The organism is Kaistia terrae, from assembly GCF_026344005.1.
GTDB lineage: Bacteria > Pseudomonadota > Alphaproteobacteria > Rhizobiales > Kaistiaceae > Kaistia > Kaistia terrae.
The window spans coordinates 608,923-628,592 of the sequence record NZ_JAPKNH010000001.1; the positions used below are offsets into that span (position 1 = coordinate 608,923).

Annotated in this window: 17 protein-coding genes and 1 tRNA gene; 11 read left to right on the forward strand and 7 right to left on the reverse strand. The window is 64.4% G+C overall.

What is annotated here, in order from left to right; genetic code table 11:
• Window positions 1-476 precede the first annotated feature (476 nt).
• Genes OSH12_RS02810 through OSH12_RS02825 form a run of 4 tightly spaced genes read left to right on the forward strand, consistent with a single transcriptional unit; the run spans window position 477 to window position 6,318 of the window.
• A complete protein-coding gene (locus tag OSH12_RS02810) occupies window positions 477-1,835 on the forward strand; it encodes a multicopper oxidase family protein (RefSeq protein WP_266341976.1) in 1,359 nt (452 codons plus the stop codon).
• A gap of 12 nt (window positions 1,836-1,847) precedes the next feature.
• A complete protein-coding gene (locus tag OSH12_RS02815) occupies window positions 1,848-2,663 on the forward strand; it encodes an FAD binding domain-containing protein (RefSeq protein ID WP_266341977.1) in 816 nt (271 codons plus the stop codon).
• Entirely contained in the window at window positions 2,660-5,365 is a 2,706-nt protein-coding gene (locus OSH12_RS02820) for a molybdopterin-dependent oxidoreductase (RefSeq protein ID WP_266341978.1), read from the forward strand. Before OSH12_RS02815 ends, OSH12_RS02820 begins: the two co-directional genes overlap by 4 nt.
• Entirely contained in the window at window positions 5,362-6,318 is a 957-nt protein-coding gene (locus OSH12_RS02825; protein WP_266341979.1) for an antibiotic biosynthesis monooxygenase, read from the forward strand. Before OSH12_RS02820 ends, OSH12_RS02825 begins: the two co-directional genes overlap by 4 nt.
• Window positions 6,319-6,581: 263 nt before the next feature.
• Here OSH12_RS02825 and OSH12_RS02830 read toward each other — a convergent pair whose 3' ends face one another.
• The 4 genes from OSH12_RS02830 to OSH12_RS02845 are packed head-to-tail and all read right to left on the reverse strand — an operon-like array spanning window position 6,582 to window position 10,373.
• Window positions 6,582-7,745, reverse strand: a complete 1,164-nt coding sequence (locus tag OSH12_RS02830; RefSeq protein ID WP_380223807.1) for a sialidase family protein — start codon at window positions 7,743-7,745, stop codon at window positions 6,582-6,584.
• A complete protein-coding gene (locus OSH12_RS02835) occupies window positions 7,742-8,635 on the reverse strand; it encodes a dihydrodipicolinate synthase family protein (RefSeq protein WP_266341980.1) in 894 nt (297 codons plus the stop codon). The genes OSH12_RS02830 and OSH12_RS02835 overlap by 4 nt, the downstream gene beginning before the upstream one ends.
• Entirely contained in the window at window positions 8,632-9,612 is a 981-nt protein-coding gene (gene pdxA / locus OSH12_RS02840) for a 4-hydroxythreonine-4-phosphate dehydrogenase PdxA (protein WP_266341981.1), read from the reverse strand. The genes OSH12_RS02835 and pdxA overlap by 4 nt, the downstream gene beginning before the upstream one ends.
• Entirely contained in the window at window positions 9,609-10,373 is a 765-nt protein-coding gene (locus OSH12_RS02845) for an SDR family NAD(P)-dependent oxidoreductase (protein WP_266341982.1), read from the reverse strand. Before OSH12_RS02845 ends, pdxA begins: the two co-directional genes overlap by 4 nt.
• Before the next feature lie 267 nt (window positions 10,374-10,640).
• On the opposite strand from OSH12_RS02845, the gene OSH12_RS02850 reads away from it, so the two are divergent.
• The 7 genes from OSH12_RS02850 (at window position 10,641) to OSH12_RS02880 (ending at window position 17,997) form a co-directional block, all read left to right on the forward strand.
• The gene (locus OSH12_RS02850; protein ID WP_266341983.1) at window positions 10,641-12,275 is read left to right on the forward strand and encodes an ABC transporter substrate-binding protein; all 1,635 of its coding nucleotides are present in this window, start codon (window positions 10,641-10,643) and stop codon (window positions 12,273-12,275) included.
• Between the two features lie 72 nt (window positions 12,276-12,347).
• Entirely contained in the window at window positions 12,348-13,304 is a 957-nt protein-coding gene (locus tag OSH12_RS02855) for an ABC transporter permease (protein ID WP_266341984.1), read from the forward strand.
• A complete protein-coding gene (locus OSH12_RS02860; protein ID WP_266341985.1) occupies window positions 13,305-14,261 on the forward strand; it encodes an ABC transporter permease in 957 nt (318 codons plus the stop codon).
• Window positions 14,258-15,256: an ABC transporter ATP-binding protein gene (locus tag OSH12_RS02865; protein WP_266341986.1), complete on the forward strand. Its 999-nt coding sequence runs from the start codon at window positions 14,258-14,260 to the stop codon at window positions 15,254-15,256. The genes OSH12_RS02860 and OSH12_RS02865 overlap by 4 nt, the downstream gene beginning before the upstream one ends.
• Window positions 15,256-16,236 carry an ABC transporter ATP-binding protein gene (locus OSH12_RS02870; RefSeq protein ID WP_266342438.1) on the forward strand — a complete coding sequence of 327 codons (981 nt, stop codon included), beginning with the start codon at window positions 15,256-15,258 and terminating at the stop codon, window positions 16,234-16,236. Before OSH12_RS02865 ends, OSH12_RS02870 begins: the two co-directional genes overlap by 1 nt.
• Window positions 16,233-17,246 (forward strand): four-carbon acid sugar kinase family protein, encoded by a 1,014-nt coding sequence (locus OSH12_RS02875; RefSeq protein ID WP_266341987.1) that lies wholly within the window; start codon window positions 16,233-16,235, stop codon window positions 17,244-17,246. Before OSH12_RS02870 ends, OSH12_RS02875 begins: the two co-directional genes overlap by 4 nt.
• Window positions 17,247-17,250: 4 nt before the next feature.
• Complete coding sequence (locus OSH12_RS02880; RefSeq protein ID WP_266341988.1) at window positions 17,251-17,997, forward strand: FadR/GntR family transcriptional regulator; 747 nt, start codon at window positions 17,251-17,253, stop codon at window positions 17,995-17,997.
• A 292-nt stretch (window positions 17,998-18,289) separates the two neighbouring features.
• Here the strand turns inward: OSH12_RS02880 and OSH12_RS26235 are convergent, their stop codons facing one another.
• The 3 genes from OSH12_RS26235 to OSH12_RS02895 form a co-directional block, all read right to left on the reverse strand.
• Entirely contained in the window at window positions 18,290-18,529 is a 240-nt protein-coding gene (locus OSH12_RS26235) for a DUF6538 domain-containing protein (protein ID WP_380223800.1), read from the reverse strand.
• Window positions 18,530-18,582: 53 nt separating this feature from the next.
• Window positions 18,583-18,675, reverse strand: a tRNA-Ser gene (locus tag OSH12_RS02890).
• Between the two features lie 501 nt (window positions 18,676-19,176).
• Window positions 19,177-19,548, reverse strand: a complete 372-nt coding sequence (locus OSH12_RS02895; protein ID WP_266341990.1) for a DUF971 domain-containing protein — start codon at window positions 19,546-19,548, stop codon at window positions 19,177-19,179.
• Window positions 19,549-19,670 lie beyond the last annotated feature (122 nt).

Here is a 19,670-nt window from a genome sequence, read left to right on the forward strand (position 1 = left end):
TCAGTGCCCCCCCCCATATCCGATCGTCCGCTTTTGCCGTCCGTGCACATCTTCAATTGACCAACGAGCGCGCCGTCAAAAGCGGATCCGAAAATCCGTTCCGAGAGCTATTGTAGTTTAGCGGGCGCACGATGTACTTTGAACACTGCTCGATTTCACAGTCAATTTTCGACGAAATTCATTTAGGCTGTTTGCGATCGCAGTATACTGGTGCCGGATCAATTGGGGGGATCTAATTGCAGCGGGATCTGGAGGATGATGGTGCCGTCGCCACCGCGACGAGCGTCAAGAACTTGTCACGGCGCCAATTGCTCGATAGCAGCATGGGGATCGGCGCATTTCTGCTTACAGCAGGGGCCGCAAGGGCCCAGGACGCCGATCACAGCAAGCACGGCAGCATGGAAATGTCTCCTGCGCTGGGCAGGTTACCCGACAAGATGGTGCCCGCCACGGATCAGCCGCTTGTGGAGCCTGAGGTGCGGCGGTCCGTCGACGGCGTGCTGAGCACCACCTTGCGGGTTGGCTATGCCTATCGGCAGATCGGCGGCGTCCGGCTTTATGTCCGGTCCTACGAGGGCGGCAGCCCGGGACCGACCCTGCGCATGAAGCCCGGTGACACGCTACGCATCAAACTCGTCAACGATTTGCCGCCGAACCGCGACGCGATGCCCGCCGACATGAGCCGGCCGCATCAGTTCAACAACACCAATTTCCACTTCCACGGCGCGCATGTCAGCCCGAGCGGCATCGCCGACAACGTCATGCGCACAATGGCGCCTGGCTACACCTACGACATTGAAATCGAGGTGCCGGACGATCACACAAGCGGCACCTACTGGTACCATCCCCACCACCACGGCAGCGCCGATGTGCAGATGTCGAGCGGCATGGTGGGCGCCGCCATCATCGAGGGCGATTTTGCGGACGTACCGGAGATCACCGAAGCGCGGGAGCGCCTGCTGGTGCTGAGCCAGGTGGTGCACGATGCGAGCGGCATGATCGAGGATTTCGAGACGCTGTTTCCGGAGACGGCGACGCGCTTTCTGGCGATCAACGGGCAAAGGCGGCCGATGATCGCGATGCGTCCCGGCGAGGTGCAGCGCTGGCGCATCCTCAATGCCGGCTATCAGGACGATATGCTGCTCGATCTCGAGAAACACGACCTGCATGCGATCGCCTATGACGGCATCCAGCTCGGTGTCGTCGAGCCTTTCCAGCAGCTTCTCATCGCGCCGGGCCAGCGCGTCGATGTGCTGGTGAAGGCCGGTCCCGCCGGCACCTATGCCCTCGACGCAGCCCCCTACGACCAGGGGCATCCATCGCCCACGGGCCCGCTGGCACGGATCGTGGTCTCCGGCGACCCCATGGACATGAAACTGCCGGCTGCATTGCCGCCGCAGCCGCTGGAATCCATCCGGGATGCCGAGATCACCAACCGTCGCACGGTGGTCTTTTCCGCCACCGCGCCCGAGGCGGACGCCGCCGGCCATTGGCAGGAGTTCGGCTTCTTCATCGATGGCAAGAAATTCGATCCTCGCCGCATCGACCATCGGGTCGAGCTCGGCGCGGTCGAGGAGTGGACGATCGTCAACACCCATGAACATGACGATCACGTCTTCCATATCCACACCAACCCGTTCGAGGTCGTGTCGATCAACGGCAAGCCGCTGGCCGTGCCGCAATGGCGCGACACGGTGATCGTCGAGCGCAAGGGCGGCGAGGTCGTGTTCCGCTCCCGCTTCCTCGATTTCACCGGCGTCTACATGGTCCATTGCCACATGATGAACCATGAAGAGATGGGCATGATGCAGACGGTCGAAGTCTACCAGCCGTGAGCGGAGACGATCATGAATTTGGGCACAGTAACCGAAGTAAAACGGCCGAGATCCGCTGACGAAATCGGTAGCTGGCGGGATGGATACTCCTGGCTGGCCGGCGGCACCTGGCTGTTCTCGGAGCCGCAGGTGGCGGTCGACACGCTGATCGATCTCGACGCCCTTGGCTGGGCGCCGCTGACCGTGACGGAAGCCGGCCTCGACATCGCCGCGACCTGCCGGGTCGTGCAGCTGCACGATTTCGAAGGCCCGGCGGACTGGCGTGCGGTCCCATTGTTCCGGCAGGCCATCGACGCGTTCCTGATGTCGTTCAAGATCTGGAATGCAGCGACCATCGGCGGCAATGTCTGCATGTCGCTGCCTGCGGGCGCGATGATCTCGCTGACGGCGGCCCTCGACGGCGTCTGCACGCTGTGGCCGCGCGAAGGCGAGCCGCGCGAGGTGCCGGTCGTCGACTTCGTCACCGGCAACCACCGCAACGTGCTGCAGCGGGGAGAACTGCTCCGCCAGATCCACCTGCCGGCGGCGGCACTCTCGAAAAGGTCGGCCATGCGTCAGGTGTCGCTGACGAAATTCGGCCGTTCGGCCGCGCTCCTGATCGCCACGGTGGGGGATGGCGGCGCCGACTTCCTGCTGACGGTCACCGCCGCCACGCCGCGGCCGGTGCAGTTGCGCTTCGCCAGTTGCCCAACGGCCGAAGAACTGCGGCTGGCCCTGGAGGCTAGATTGCCACCGGACGCCTATTTCGACGACGTGCACGGGTCGGCTTCCTACAAGCGCCACGTCACGCATTATCTCGCCGAACAGATCCGCGCGGAGCTTGCATGACCCATTTCCATGTCAATGGCCGTCACTACGAGGCAGAGCCGACCGCCGGCCAGTGCCTGCGCACCCTTCTGCGCGATCTCGAGGTATTCGGGGTCAAGAAGGGTTGCGACGCGGGCGACTGCGGCGCCTGCACGGTGCATATCGACGGCAAGCCGTTCCACTCCTGCCTGGTGCCGGCGTTTCGTGGCGAAGGCCGCGAGATCACGACGATCGAGGGCCTGGCCACGGACGGCGAACTGCATCCGATGCAGCAGGCGTTTCACGATGCGCAGGCGTTTCAATGCGGGTTCTGCACCGCCGGCATGATCATGACGGCCGTGACGCTGACCGAAGCGCAGAAGCGTGACCTGCCGCATGCGCTGAAGGGGAACCTCTGCCGCTGCACAGGCTACCGATCGATAAACGACGCGCTGCACGGCACGTGCAACATCGAGGTGGACGTGGCCGGCAAGGCCTTGGGAGCCAGCCTGCCTAACCCGTTCACCGACGCCATACTGACCGGCACGGCGCGCTACACGATGGATCTTGCCGTCGAAGGGCTCCTGCACCTGAAGGTTCTACGCTCGCCCCATGCCCATGCGCGCATCGTCTCCATCGACCGCCGCGCGGCGCTCGCTGTGCCGGGCGTCGTCGCCGTGTATACTTGGGAAGACGTGCCGGGGCGCTTGTTCAGCTCGGCCTTGCACGAGGACCATCTCGTCGACCCCGACGACATCCGCCTGCTCGACGACGTCATGCGTTTCGTCGGCCAACGCGTCGCCGCCGTGGTTGCGGAGACCGAGGCGGCGGCTGAGGCGGGCTGCCGGGCGCTCTCCGTCGACTATGAGATCCTGCCGGCCGTCTTCGACCCGGTCCTGGCGGTGCAGCCTGGAGCCCCGCTGCTGCATGACAGGGACCAGGTAACCGGGAACGACAACATCTTCTGCACCTTGCAGGGCGAAATCGGCGACGTCGCCGAGGGCTTCGCGGAGGCCGACCTGGTGCATGAGCAGACCTATTCGACCACGCGCGTGCAGCATGTGCATCTGGAAACGCATGGATCGATCGCCTGGAAGGGTGAGGATAACCGCTGGCATGTCCGCACAAGCTCGCAGGCGCCGTTCGCCGCGCGGCAGAAGCTCGCCTACATCATGGGGATTCCGCCCCTCGATCTGCATGTGTTCACCGAGCGTGTCGGGGGCGGCTTCGGCGGCAAGCAGGAATTGGTGTCGGAAGATCTCGTGCTGTTCGCCACGATGAAACTCGGGCGCCCGGTAAAGTGGGAATGGAGCCGCGAGGATGAGTTCATCGGCGCCACGACGCGCCACCAGATGACCACACGGGTGAAGATCGGCGCGCGCCGGGACGGTACGCTGACGGCGCTCGACGTCGAGGTGTTCTCCAACACCGGCGCCTATGGCGGCCATGGCAGCGAAACACTGGCGGCTGCGATGGCGAGCCCGATCGCCGCCTATCGCTGCGCCAACAAGAAGGGCATCGGCCACGCCGTCTACACCAACATGACGCCCGGCGGCGGGTTTCGCGGCTATGGCGCCTCGCAGACCACCTTCGCGGTGGAGTGCGCGATCGACGAACTGGCAAGGCAGCTCGACATCGATCCGTTCGAGATGCGTCGCATGAACGTGGTTCGGCCTGGCGACAACATCGAATCGATCTGGAAGGAACCCAGCGACGCCAGCTTCGGCAGCTACGGCATCGGGGAGTGTCTCGATATCGTCGAGCGGGAGCTGAAGAAGGACAACGGCGTCGCGAGGCCCGACGGCGCGGATTGGGCCGAGGGCCAGGGTATCGCAATGGCCATGCTGGAATGCGGGCCGCCGACCGAGCATCGCTCGGGTGCCGAAATGCGGTTGCAGCCGAACGGCACCTACCATCTCGCCTGCGGTTCGACCGAAATGGGCAACGGCATCACCACGGCGCACAAGCAGATCGCCGCCTCGATACTGGGTACGCGCGCCGATGACATCGACATCATCAACGCCGATACGGATCGCACACCCTACGACACGGGCACGTTTGCGAGCACCGGCGTCGTGGTCGGCGGCAAGGCGGTTCACCTGGCGGCCGAGGCGATGTCGGCCGACATCCTCGACTTCGCGAGCCGCCACGCTGGCGTGCCGATCGATCAATGCCGCCTCGACAATGACGGCGTCATCTGCGGCAGCCGCCGGATCTCGCTACGCGAGTTGCATGCGGAAGGGACGAAGGTCGACCATCGCTTTTGGGTGAGCCGCCGGGCCTATCTGTCGCCGCGCACGATCGCCTTCAACGTGCAGGGTGTACGTCTCGCCGTGCATCGCACGACCGGCGAGATCCGCGTGTTGCACAGCGTGCATGCGGCCGATATCGGCCGGCCGATCAACCCGATGCAGTGCCGCGGCCAGCTCGATGGCGCCGTTGCGATGGGGTATGGCTGGGCGCTGGTTGAGAACATGGTGCATGACGCCGACGGGCATATGGTCAATCCGCAGTTGCGCAATTGCCGCATCCCGACCTTTGCCGACACGCCGCACACCGACATCTTCTTCGCCGATACGACCGATACGATCGGGCCTCTCGGTGCGAAGTCCCAGGGCGAGTGCGGCATCAATCCGGTGGCGCCGGCCGTCTCGAATGCGCTGGCCGATGCCACGGGTGTAAGGTTCGCCCATCTGCCTTTCCTGCCTGATCGCCTGTTCGCCAAACTCAGTGCTGCCCCATGAGCGATGCGGCAGCCAGCGTCAGCCTCGTCACGCAAACCTGCGTTCGGCCCGAATGCGCGGAAGCCTTCGCTCAATGGCAGGGTGAAACCAGCCGGGTAATCTCCGCCTTTCCGGGGTTCATCGAGCAGCGGCTGATGCCGCCGCACCCGCCGCTGCAGGTCGACTGGGTGATCCTGCAGCGCTTCGTCAATCTCGACGATGCCAGGCGATGGCTGGGCTCGTCCGAACGGCAGTCCCGCATCGAAGGCGCTGCCCCGATGCTCGTGGGTCGCGATGACGTCCATATCGTGCGCGACGATGCGGGTGCGGCGCGCACGGCGCCGGTCTCCGCCGTGATCAGCACGCGGGTGAAGCCCGGCATGGAGGCCGAATACCGCAAATGGGAGCAGAAGATCGCCGCCGCGCAGTCGAAGGCGGCAGGCTTGCAGGGCTATCGCTTCGAGCCGGCCGTGCCGGGCGTGCAGGAAGACTATGTCGCGATCCTGCGTTTTGACAGCGAAGCCAATCTGAAGGCCTGGCTCGAGTCGCCTGTGCGACGTCGACTGGTCGACGAAGCGGCGCCGCTGACGGCGGAGTTCCACACGCGGATGGCGGATAGCGGCTTCGAGCAATGGTTCCGCGATGCCACACCCGATGGGGCACCGGCGCCCGCGGCGTGGAAGATGAACATGATCGTTCTTCTGACGCTCTATCCGGTCGTCTTCCTGTGGGGCCTTCTGGTGGGCACGCCCATTCTGGCAGGCGTCCTGAAGCTGGATTTCCCCGTGGCCCTGTTCATCGGCAACGCGTTCAGCGTCATCCTCACTTCCTATCTAGTCCCGTGGACCGCCAAGCGGCTCAGCTGGTGGCTCACGCCACCGAAGGCAGGGCGAACTCTTGTGGAGCTGCGCGGCGCCGGGCTGCTGGTTGCGACTTACGCAATCATGATCCTGCTGTTTTGGAAGGCTTTATAGGCGATCGTACGGCGGGCCCGCCTCCAACCAAGCTCAACACTCTAATCAGACGCCATCGCGTTGGGGATCGCTCTGCGTTCAGATCAGCCTTATCGCGCTCTCGCTGACGGTCTGAGCGACGTACTCGGGGCGTTCCAGGGTCTGGGCGTCCTTCGTGTAGTCGAGGCATGCGTCATCGTTGGAAAACCAATTCCGATGGCTGCTCGGTCGACCGCATGTCAGCCGCTGCGGTGGCCGCATTTCATGTCGCAATGGATGAAGGCTTAGCGCCTATCGAGCCGGACATGCTTGATGGCGCGGCGGAAATAAGTGAAGGCGATCTCCAGCGAGTTGTCGGGTGCTTCGAGGATCGACGGGTAGGAGAACTCCCGGTTCAGCCCGTCCTTCGAGTTGTTGGTCAGGCAGTAGCCATCGCCCGTCTCGAGGTCGATGCGTTCGCCGAAGGTCTGGCCGCCATCCTTTGAGAAAGCCAGGCTTAGCGGCGCGCGGGGCACACCCCAGATCGCCTTCCGGCGATCGGCCGGCTCAGGCGTTGACGCGGCTTCAGCGTCGCCAGCGGTATCCTCAATGTCGTCGTAGAGCGAGAGCCGGCGATCGGTCGACGCTGAGGCGTCGACGTGGTTGTAGACGATGGCGATCTGGCCATCGGCGCAACGGATCGCCTGAACTGAGGAATTGTTGTTTGGGAGCGTCGTGGGCTCCGGTGGGCTCCAGTTCCGTCCCCCGTCATGGGAGCGGCTCCTCTGGATCCGCTCGGCGAAGCGGTGGCGGAAGAAGGCGACCATTTCGTCGCCGCCAAGTGGCACGATGTTCATGTGAACCGCGCCGATGCTCTCGGGCAGATCATGCATGGTCCAGCTGGCGCCATGGTCCACGCTGACGAGGACGGAGGCGAAATCCGCGTCGCCTGTCCAGCGCTCGCCCGGAATGCCGATGCAGCGGAACAGCGGCAGCAGCCATTCGCCACGGCCGTTCACGACGATCGGCTGCCGGACAAAAGTTCCCGGCACGTCCCAGAGCGTTTCGACCGGGCCAAAGGTGAGGCCGCCATCGTGCGAGATGCGCCGCTTCACCACCGAGCCGTCCTGATGGCCGGAGGTCTGCGAGGTGTGGAGCAGCCATACAGCGCCGTCCGGCGCGACGAAGAGGAGGGGGTTCTGCTCGGATTTTCCGTCGTCGTCCGAGAGCTTCTCCGGCGCCGACCAGCGCTGCGCGCCCGGCGCGAGACGGGAGAGATAGACCGAGATGTCGCCCATGCCCTCCATCGTGCCGCCGAACCAGACGCAGGTCAGCGTTCCATCCGGCAAGTAGGCGAGATTCGCGGCGTGGTTCTGGACTGTGAGCGCCGGAAGGAACGCATCCGAGCGGTCACTGCCGACGCGGTGAAGAACGCCGTCCAGGCTGTCCAGGCTGGGCATCGTGGTCATGGCAATTCGGCTACCTTGGCGCGGAGATCGTCGAGTTGGGTCGGGCTAAGTGGCAGGAGCGGTGGTCGCACGCGCTCCCAGCCTGTTTCGCCGTTCGCAACGCCGATCATGGCCTTGATCGCGGGGATCTGGACATAGCTGTTCGAGAGGCTGCGCCAGGCGTTGATGCGCGCCTGGGCTGGTTCGGCAACCGACGGTTCGCGGAAGCCGTCATAAATAGCGCGAAGCGAGTCTGCGACGAGATTGGAAGTGGCGGTGATGCAGCCCGCGCCGCCCGAACCGAGCAGGGGCAGGAGGAGCGGATCGGCTCCGGCCAGCACCGCGAAGCCGGGATGATCGGCGACCATCGCCTGCATGTTGGCAAGGTCGCCGGACGAATCCTTGATGCCGACGACGATGTCGGGAAAGGCCGCGATCAGCCGGGCGACGAGGGAGCGGGACAGCGGAACGCCCGAGACCTGCGGGATATGATAGAGGATGATCCGAAGGCGGTCGTCGCCCACCGCCTCGATGATCCGCGCATAGGCGGCGAAGAGGCCGTCGTCCGAAACGCCCTTGTAGTAATAAGGCGGCAGCATCACGACCCTGGTGACACCGTTGGCGAGCGCGTGGCGGGTCAGTTCAACAGTCTCGGGGATCGCCGCGACACCGGTTCCCGGGATCAGCTGATCGGGAGCGATACCGGCGCCGAGGGCTGCCTCCAGTATGGTCTTTCGCTCAGCGAGCGAGAGGGAATTTGCCTCGCCTGTGGTGCCGAGCAGGGCGATGCCGTGGCATCCCATGTCGAGAAGACGCTGGCAATGCTCGGCGAAAAGCCCGAGATCCGGCGAGAGATCGGCGTTGAACGGCGTCGCCGCCGCGCAGTTGACGCCCGAAATGGCGAAGCTCATGCGACGTTCCTCGGCGTGCCGGCGAGCCGCTTCGCATAAGCGATGGCCGCGTGCATGTTGACGTGATCGGCCTTGCCGGTGCCGGCGATGTCAAAGGCGGTTCCGTGGTCGACCGATGCGCGGTCGATCGGCAGGCCAAGCGACACGTTGACGGTCGTGTCGAACGCGACCAGCTTCATCGGGATGTGGCCCTGATCGTGATACTGTGCGACGACCAGGTCGAACGCGCCGTTATAGGCCCGATGGAAGACCGTGTCGGCCGAGATCGGGCCGACCGCGTCGATACCCTCCGCCCGCGCAGCCGCGACAGCGGGCGCGATCTGCTCATCGTCTTCCGTGCCGAACAGGCCATTCTCGCCGCAATGCGGATTGAGGCCCGCGACAGCGATGCGCGGTGATTCGATCCCAAGTCGGCGGAAATGCCGGTAGCCGGCGCGGATTGTCTCAAGGATGCGCTGGGTCTTCGACCGCTCGATGGCGCCGCGCAGCGCGACGTGGGTCGAGACATGGATGACCGACATGCGCTCCGAAGCGAGCAGCATGAAGCTGGACTTGGCGCCGGTCAGCGCCGCCAGCATGCCGGTATGGCCGTCATAGTGGTGTCCGGCGTCGTTCAGCGCTTGCTTGTTGATCGGCGCAGTGACGATGCAGCCGATCTCACCGCCTTCCGCCGCGCGTACCGCCTTCTCGATATAGCGGAAGCTGGCATCGCCAGCGCGCGGATCGAGCTTGCCGAAGGCAGGAATGTCTCCCTCGAAAGGGATGTGGTCGACGGCGATGTCATTGGACCCGGCCGAGAAATCGAGCGTCGCGCCGACGACGCCGGCGGCGCGCTGGAGCACGTCGCGATTGCCGAAGATGCGAATCTGGGCTCGCTCCGCAGGGGCAAGGTCGGCGAGCGCCTTGCAAATCACCTCGGCGCCGACGCCTGCAGCGTCGCCCATGGTGATGCCGATGATGGGGCTAGTCTCGTTCATGGCATTAACTGTCCGCCGTTGACCTCGATGATCTGGCCAGTGATGTAGCCGCTCATGCGCTCGCTTGCGAGGAATTCGAAGGCACCGACGCATTCCTCCGGAGTGCCGAGGCGCCCCATCGGGATGGTCTGGGCGGCGGCGGCAAGCTGCTCGGGCGTCGAAAAGCGTTCGTGGAAGGGCGTCAGGATCACGCCGGGCGCGACGGCGTTGACGCGCACGCCGGTTGGGGCAAGCTCCTTGGCAAGAACGCGGGTGATCGTCGAGACGAATCCCTTGGCCGAACCATAGAGGCCGGCACCACCGCCGCCGCCTGTACGGGCGGCGACCGACGTTGTGTTGATGATGGTGCCCGAGCGCTGTTCGCCCATCAGCTGCGCGGCCCTGCGGGCGGCGAAGAAGACGCCGCCGATATTGAGCGCGATGACGTTCTCGTACTGCTCGTCCGTGGCGTCGGCGATGGCGGTGCGACCGAACATCGAACCGGCGTTGTTGACGAGGATATCGAGTCCGCCGAGCTGCTCCGCTGCCTGGTCAATGAGACTGGCGGCTATCTCTCCATCGGCGACGTCGCCCTGTAGAACCGTGGCGCTGCCGCCACCCTCGCGGATCGTCGCGGCGACCGACTCGCCCCCCTCGCGATTGCCGTTGCAGTGGACCGCGACCTTGACGCCCAGCGCGCCGAACCGGGTGGCGACAGCCGCGCCTATCCCCGAACTCGCGCCTATGATGAGGCATCGCTTGCCTTCGAGATCCGCACTCATCGTCCCGTCCTTCCCAATGACACTTCAGTCGGAGCCTCACAACTGAGCGCCTTGTTGTCAAGTTGCCATTTGGTTGAACGTTGTTGCCTCGCGCAGGGACTTACTAGGTATTGTAAGGCTTCAGGCGCCATTCTTCACATCGCCGTCCGGAATTTTCGATTCCGTATTGACAGGTTTACAATTCGGGGTGAGGGTTCGCGTCGCGATTGGCGAGCGCTCGTGGAGGGAGCATTCGCCGATAGGATCGCCAAATGGGAGGGACAGACAATGTCGAACAGGGATACAGGCGCGCCGACTCGCCGCGAGGCGCTCAAGCTTGGCCTCGGCGCTGCCGTGGGCATCACGGCCTTCGGGTTTGGGGCCCGGATCGTCGTGGCACAGGAAGGCCAGGTGCTGAAGGTTGCCAACCCCAGCTTCGCGCAGGATTGGTCGCCGTTGCGCGGTGGTGGCGTTCCCTATCGCTGGAATTCGGCCTGGTGGGCCTCGCCGATGCGGTTCGACGCAGAGGGCAAGATTCACCCCTATGTTTTCGCAAGCTGGGCGCCGAACGCCGACAACACGGTCTGGACGTTCAAGATCGATCCGGCGTCGAAATTCTCCGATGGCAGTCCGATTACCGCGGCCGACGTCAAGGGATCCTGGGAGCTGGCGGCCATGCCGGCCTCGACCAACCAGCGCATCGCGCAGGTGATCTCCGGTGTGAATGGATATGCCGAGATCACCGGCGGCAAGACCAAGGAACTCTCAGGCGTCGCCACGCCGGACGCATCGACGGTCGTCGTCACGCTCGCCGCGCCCGATCCGATCTTCTTCATGCGCCTTGGCAATCACATCGCGCCGATCACCAAAGTGAGCCAGTCTCGCGGTGACGATGGCAACGAGGCGCCTGACTGGTATATGCCGCAGAACGGCGTTGTCGTCTCCGGCCCGTTCAAGCCGACCTCGATCGACCTCGATGCCGGTAAGCTGGTGTTCGAGCCGAACGAGAACTTTTTCGTCGCCAAGCCGAAGCTGGCCCGGATCGAGATCACGTCCATCGAGGACAATGTCACCGCGACGCAGTTGATCAAGTCCGGCGAATTCAACGCCCATACCGAACTGGTTACCTCGACCATCATCCAGGATCTCGGCCCCGAATTCGCCGCCGGCCCGCAGATCCCCACCAGCCAGCACTTCTGGTTCAATGGTTCGCGCGCGCCTCTCGATGACATCAAGGTCCGCCAGGCGCTGATCATGGCCGTCGACCGTGACGGACTGATCAAGGCTTCCTATCCGGACGGGCCGCACAAGAAGACCGACCAGGTACTGAATTCGGTCCCCGGCGCGGACCAGTCCGGCTTCGAGCCGTTCCCCTACGATCCGGCCGCCGCCAAGAAGGCGCTCGCCGAATCGAGCTATGGCGGACCCGAGCGACTGCCGAAGCTGCTGTTCGTCGGCATTTCGGGGCCGGCCATCCAGGCCGCGGCGCAGTACATCGCCGAGCAGTGGCGGCAGAACCTCGGCATTACCGCCGTCGACATGAAGCCGCAGCAGGACGCGTATGCCGGTCCGGACCAGAATGCGGTGCAGATCTTCCGCGACGACGTCGGCACCCGCTTGCCGGATGCGGCCAGCTATCTGCTCGGTTCGATCGCCTCGACCGCCGGCAATGCCCGCGACAAGATGGGCGGCTACAAGAACGAGACGGTGGACGCCAAGCTTGCCGAGGCTTCGACGAAGGCGGCCGACGACCCCGCGCGCGTAACGCTCGCGCAGGAGGCGCAGAAGGCCTTCCGGGAGGATTGGATGTTCATCCCCTGGTACGCACAGACGATGTCGCGTTGGGCAACGGCGAATGTCGCCGGCATGGACAAGAACCTGGACTTCCAGGTCGTCGCTCCCTGGGACATTGCGATCAACTGACGTCTTCGTCACGTTCCGGAGGCGCTTCATGGCGCCTCCGCCCCGACCGGATAGAAGTAGGAATCAGGGGCCATGCTCCGATACATCGCGATGCGGATCCTGCTATGGATCCCATCGGTTCTTCTCGTCATGCTGGGGGTCTACGCGCTCGCCTTTTATGGCGCCGGAGACCCGATCAAACTGATCTTCCTGCGTGCGCCCGGCGACGTCGCCTACGACCCGGTGCGCGTCGAGGCGATCCGGGAGAGTGCCGGCCTCACCAAGCCGTTCCTCGAACAGTTCGCCAATTATCTCCTGAACCTCTTGCAGGGGAATTTCGGCAACTCGCTGAATTCCGGCCGTTCTGTCTGGGCGATGATCTCGGCCGCGGCGCCGGTGAGCTTCAAGCTCGGCCTCTGCGCGATCGTGGTCACGGCCCTCATCGCGGTTCCGCTCGGGCTCGTGGCTGGGCTTAACCAGAATACCAAGCTCGACTACACCATCCTGGGCTCGGCACTTTTTCTCTGGGCCATTCCGCCCTATGTGGCGGGGCCGCTGCTGATGGTGGGCCTTCTCCTGATCCTTCCCGGCATCCATGTTCCCTATGGCTGGGGCGGGGTTTTTGACGCGCGGATCATTTTGCCTCTCGTCGTGCTCTCCTTCCAGCCGATCGCGCTCATCGTGCGGCAGACCCGCGCCGCCGTCATCGAGGTGCTGAGCGAGGATTTCGTGCGCACCGCGCGAGCGAAGGGCGTGCCGGAACTGTTCGTGGCGCTCAAGCATGTGCTCCGACCGGTACTCACGCCGGTCGTGACCCAGCTCGGCCTCATCATGATCACCATCATCAACGGCGCGATCTTCGTCGAGCTGGTCTTCGGCCTGCCGGGTCTGGGGCGCCTGACTGTGCAGGCCCTGATCAATTCCGACTATCCGGTGATCTTGGCCATCACATTGATCGGCTCTCTTCTCGTGATGCTCTCGAACCTGCTCGTCGATGTCCTGTACCCGCTCCTCGATCCGCGGGCAGCGACCAGCATGAAGGGGCGTTGAATGGCTTTTGTTCCGATGTCGGTACCCGTTCCCGACGAGGCCCCGGTCAGTCTTTGGCGCGACGCGTGGTCTCGTCTGCTGCGCAACCGGCTGGCGGTCGCTGGGCTGGTGATGGTTCTGGTCCTCGTCTTCGCCGCCGCCTTCGGGCCGATGCTGACGCCCTACGACTTTCTCAGCCAGAACCTCGAGGCCAGAAACCTTGCGCCAAGCCTTTCGCACTGGTTCGGCACCGACGATCTCGGGCGCGACGTCTTCAGTCGTGTGCTTTACGGCACGCGAACGGCTCTGATCGTGGCGGTCGTCGTCACCGCGATCGCCGTCGCGATCGGCGTAGCGCTCGGCGCGGTCGCGGGCTTCTTCGGCGGCCTGGTCGACCGGACAATCATGTGGTTCACCGACATGACCATGTCGGTTCCCAACCTGTTGCTGGTCGTCGTGATCAACGCATCGCTGAAAACGCCACTCAGCCAGTGGATGGAAGCCCGGTATCTCGTAACTCTCAACCCATTCTACCGAGAGACGATCTGGGTCGACTTCCTGCTCGTCTTCGGCTCGATGGCGTTGATCTCGTGGCCGCCCTATGCTCGCCTTGTCCGTGCACAAGTGCTCACGATCCGCAGTCGACCCTATGTCACGGCCGCGCGGGCGCTGGGGCTCACCAACCGGATCATCCTCATCCGCTATGTCGTGCCGAATGCGCTCGGTCCGTTGATCGTCGCCGTCAGCGCGGGGCTCGGCTCCGCCATGGTGCTGGAAAGCGCCTTCTCCTTCCTCGGCGTCGGTGTCAATCCGCCCACGCCGAGTTGGGGCAACATGATCTCGGACGGGCTACGGGTCTGGCAGCACTATCCGCACCTGCTCGCCGCACCGGCCGCCGTGCTCGGTCTTGCTACGGTCGCCTTCTCCTTTCTGGGCGACGGGCTCAACGACGCACTCAACCCAAGGGGCAGCAAATGAGCGAGCGGCTGCTTGACGTTACGGATCTCTCGATCGAGATCGAAACCAGGAGTGGCCCGGCCACCATCGTCGCGGGGATCGACCTGCATGTCGATAAGGGCGAGACGCTTGGCATTGTCGGCGAGAGCGGCTGCGGCAAGAGCCTCACCATGCTCAGCCTGCTCCGCCTGCTGCCCAACAAGATCCGCGTTGCCGGCGGTCGGGCCGAATTCCAGGGCCGTGATCTGCTGAAGCTGTCGCGACGCGAGTTGCGCCAGGTGCGCGGCGGACGCATCGGCTTTGTCTTCCAGGATCCGATGACGTCGTTGAACCCTGTCATGAAGATCGGAGCCCAACTCAGCGAGCCGCTGATCTACCATCGCGACATGAGCCGTGCCGATGCCTGGAAGCGGTCCGGCGAACTTCTCCGTCTCGTCGGAATTCCCGGCGCAGAGGAGCGGCTGCATTCCTATCCGCACGAACTGTCCGGCGGCATGCGCCAGCGCGTGATGATCGCGGCCGGACTTGCCTGCGAGCCGGAACTGCTGATCGCCGACGAGCCAACCACGGCGCTCGACGTGACCATCCAGGCGCAGATCGTTGATCTGGTGAAGGAACTCCGGAAGCGCCTCGGCATGTCGGTGGTCTGGATCACGCATGACCTCGCGCTAATCGCCGGCCTCGCCGACCGCATCTGCGTGCTCTATGCCGGTACGGTGGTGGAGGACGCGCCCGTCGACCAGCTCTTTGCCACGCCCGGCCATCCCTATACGCGGGGACTCCTCGCTTCCATTCCGCGTGTCTCCGGTTCGACGATGGCCCGCCTCAGCTCGATCGGCGGCACCCCGCCCGAGCCCGGCCGCCGGCCATCGGGCTGCGCCTTCGCGCCGCGCTGCCCGTTGGCGCAGGAGGTTTGCCGCCAGAATGCGCCGGCGCTCCAGCCGATGCAGGGGAGCTCGAACGCGCATCGTGTCGCCTGCCATTTTGCCGGCCGGCTGATGTCGGAGGCCGCATGATGGGTGCACAACCGCTAATCCGTGTGGAAAAGTTGCAGAAGCACTTTCCCATCCGCCTCGGCGCTTTTGGAGAGCGAGCCGTCACCGTCCACGCTCTCGACGATGCGACGTTCGACATTGCCGAGGGGGAGACACTGAGCCTCGTCGGGGAGAGCGGCTGCGGCAAGTCGACAACCGGCTTTGCCATTCTTAATCTGCACCGGCCGACCGCCGGGCGGGTCGTCTACCAAGGGCGGGACATTGCAACGCTCGACGAGAAGGCGATGCGGCCGATCCGGCGCGACCTGCAGATCGTCTTTCAGGACCCGTACTCCACCCTCAACCCGCGCATGACGGTCGGCGACGCCGTTGGCGAGCCGATCCTTTTTCACGGTCTTTGCAAGCGCAGCGAGTTGCCGCATCGGATCGAGAGGCTGCTCGCCGATGTCGGTCTTCCGCCACGTTTCGCCCAACGCTATCCGCATGAACTCTCGGGCGGACAGCGCCAACGCGTGGCGATCGCCCGCGCGCTGGCATGCCAGCCGAAATTCATCGTCTGTGACGAGGCTATTTCCGCCCTCGACGTCTCGATTCAGGCCCAGATCATCAATTTGCTGCTCGACCTGCAGGAAAAATACGGCCTCACCTATCTTTTCATCGCGCACGACCTCGCCGTTGTGCGTCACATCTCGACCAGAGTGGGCGTCATGTATCTTGGGCGCCTCGCCGAGCTTGGCACGCGCGATCAGCTCTTCGGTGAGCCGCTTCATCCCTATACCAAGGCGCTGATGTCGGCCGTGCCGGAGGCCGATCCGGTCGCGGAGCGCAACCGCCATCGGCAAATCCTCGAAGGGGACGTGCCGAGCCCGCTCAACCCGCCGCCCGGCTGCCGCTTCCACACACGCTGCCCGATCGCCATGGCCGAGTGCCGCACGATCGTGCCGGAATGGCGCGATCGTGGCGAAGGCCATTTCGTCGCTTGCCACGCGGTGCCGGCATGAGGCCGCTTTTCGCCATCATCGCGGATGACCTCACGGGCGCGCTCGACAGCTCCAGTCCGTTTGCGCTGGCTGGGTTGACGGTGGCCGTTGCGATCGGGCCGGACGCGCTCGACGCCGCGCTCCGGGATCATCCCGACGTGATCGTCGTCAACACCGCGACGCGGGGCGCGAGTGCCGACGACGCGGCCGCGACCGTGGCCGACGTGGCGTCGCGGCTGCGGGCGACTGAACCCCGGACAATGTTCAAGAAAATCGACTCCCGGCTGAAGGGGCATGTCCTCGTCGAAACCGAGGCGATGGCACGCGCCTTCGATTGCGCCCGCATCGTGGTAGCGCCGGGGGTGCCGGAGCAGGGCCGGCTGACGGTCGGCGGGGCAGTGACAGGACGCGGCGTCGCGGTGCCGCTGCCGATCAAGCCGCATCTCCCGCCGGGCACAATCATTGTTGATGCCATGACAGACGCGGAGCTCGACCGGATCGTTGCCGAGCATGACTGGTCGCAGACACTGGCTGTTGGCGCCCGCGGCCTTGGCGCCGCCTTCGCCCGGCGCCTTGGCAGCGTCCGCCACGCTCCGTTTCGACCGAGCCCGCGAACTCTCTTTGCGATCGGCTCACGCGACCCAATCACAATCGCTCAAATCGACGATCTCGCCAGGGCCGCGCCCGTGTACGACGTTCCACCCCATCGGGGCGCGATCTCGCTGCCGATCGTGCTCCGCAGCGTCGATCCGCTTTCCGGCGCGGACAGCGTGGCAATGCACCGGTTCGCCGAGGTGGCGCGGGACGCTGTCGCCAGGGCAGAACCCGATACGCTGGTTGCCTGTGGAGGCGACACGGCCCTTGCCATACTGGACGGGATGGGGTCTGGCGTGATCTATCCCCAGGGCGAGGCAGCGCCGGGCCTGCCGTGGTTTTTGATCGAACGCCCGGGCCAGCCGGGGGTACGCTGCATCGTCAAATCTGGCGGGTTCGGCGACGTCGACGCCCTCGCAAACCTGCTACCGAAGTGAACCGATGGCCAATACGGAACCAACGCCTCTCGACAGTCCTGCCAAGCCCCGGCCGACCAAGCTCGTCGACCGGGTTTTTGAGGAACTGAGCCAGCGCATCCAGGACGGCAACTATCCGCCCGATACGCGGCTTCCCGGCGAGCATGAACTGGCGTCCATGCTGGGTGTTTCGCGGCCAATCGTGCGCGATGCGCTCGGCCGTCTGCGCGAGAAGGGCATTGTCTATTCGAGGCAAGGTGCCGGGACCTTCGTCCGGGCGGCGGTATCGCCGCAGACGCAACTGGCTTATTCGCCCGTTAAGTCGATTGCCGACATCCAGCGCTGCTATGAGTTCCGCCTGACGATCGAGCCGGATGCTGCCTGTTTCGCTGCGCTGCGCCGGGACGAGGCGGCCATGAACAAGATCGCTGAAGCGCTTGCCGATCTTCGCGACGCCACGAGCCATCAGCTCCACCGCACCGATGCGGACTTCCTGTTCCACCGGGCAGTGACGGAAGCCGCCAATAATCACTACTACACGGCCTCGATGGATGCGCTGAAGCCGCATATCGCGGTCGGTATGCACCTTCACGGTCTTTCGCTGATGGGGCCTCACCTCCAGCTCGAGCGCGTCTACGGTGAGCACGAGCAGATCTACCTAGCCGTGCTCGAGGGCAGGGCCGACGATGCCCGCGAGGCGATGCGCGCACATCTAGAAGGCTCGCGCGACCGCCTCTTCGAGGGCAAAGTGCTGGATCTTTCGATCCGGTAGGAGAGGGCGGGTGTTTCGCTCAGAACGCCCGGGCGGCGGCGGGGGCAGGTCCTGGTGCTTGCGACAACCTTGATGTTGGCGGTCCGACCTTAGCTGGCGCGCCTCTCTCAATTGTCGCCGCCTCGCCGAGGATTTCACCCGCCGCGACAAGTCGCAGAAGAGAAGCGCGATGCGGTGCGACGTGAGCGTTGCGCTTCGCTACGGCCTGATTGCCGACTAAGGCCCCGCGCGCGTTGTCGTCGGCGACAAGCTCGGTCGCGTAATGTGCCTTGGCGGCGCTGGAAGGCGTTGGCTATTGAGCGGTGAGAGATTCGCGCGCCTGCTCAAGCTGATCGAGGGAGCCGGCTATGACGCCGTGCGACATCCGCTCGGCCGTCTTCTTGTCGTCGTCCAGCGGCTCGACAAGTTCGCGCTTGCCGATGATGTCGCGAAAATCCTCCGGGACGGTGACACGAAGGACATACCGGCCTCGGTTTAGATGGACATGTTTTATCGACGCCGCATCCCGCTTTTGTAGCAGGATTTGGGGCAAAAACCCTTGATCGGCAGGGTTTTTATAGCGATTTCAATGACTTCAAAGGGTGGTGGCGGAGAGGAAGGGATTCGAACCCTCGAGACGGTTTTAAGCCGTCTACTCCCTTAGCAGGGGAGCGCCTTCGGCCACTCGGCCACCTCTCCGCCGCCGGTGTTAAAGACAGAAAGCGCTGGATACAAGCGGTTTCGCGTGTTCACCGAGCTTTTCCACATCGCTCATCCTTGCAGGTCCGAGTCAGCAGAAGTGGAACAAGGCGGGTCCGAGCGTGGTTTGGTGCACCAAGACTGCATCAGTTTCGTCGCGCTTTGTTCACCGCCCCCCGACCTTGCGAGCGGGCTTGGCGGCCGGCTGCGCGAACACGTCGTCGATAGCGTCGCGGAGCTCTTCAGGGTGGAGGAACGTTTCCGACAGCAGGCGGTGCGATTTCCAATGCCCGGCCTTCGCCGTCGCCGCCAGCGTTGCTCCTGCTTCGAGGGGATCGGTTGCTGGCGTGGATAGCGGTGACGCTCAGCCCGATAGCGTCACTCTGCCGTTCAGCCTTCAGAGCCTCGCTGTTGTGGCGTCTGCAACGGATCGAGAGGTCGGCAGTCCGTGGCGCATGAAGACAACGCTGTTCACCTCATCAAGCCTGATCCTGACGGAATTCAGTGTCGGCTGCGGGAAAGTCCCTTTTCCTGCAACTCGGCCTGATAGGTGGCCCAGAGCTTGTCGTGGTCGCGACCGAGTTCAGCGAGGTAGGTCCAGGTGAACAGCCCTGTGTCGTGGCCATCATCGAAAATCAGGCGGATCGCATAGTTGCCGACAGGCTGAATGGAGGCGATGGTCACGTCGATCTTACCTGGTACGGTCTGCTTCTGTGCCTTGTTGTGCCCCTGGACCTCTGCCGACGGACTGGTGACGCGCAGATACTCGGCCGCGAGTTCGTAGCGCGCGCCGTCCTCGAATGTGACGGTCAGGATGCGCTTGTCGGGCGAAAGCCGGATCTCGGTCGGCCAGGGCGTGGTTGTGGTATTCATGGGAAACTCCGGCGGCGCTTCGGCCGTATAGATTGGCTAACGGTCGTCCTTCCGACGACCGCCATCTTCCGCGTGCCTTTGAAACCACGCGGCATGTCGTCTACATAGCAGAGATGGCGGCC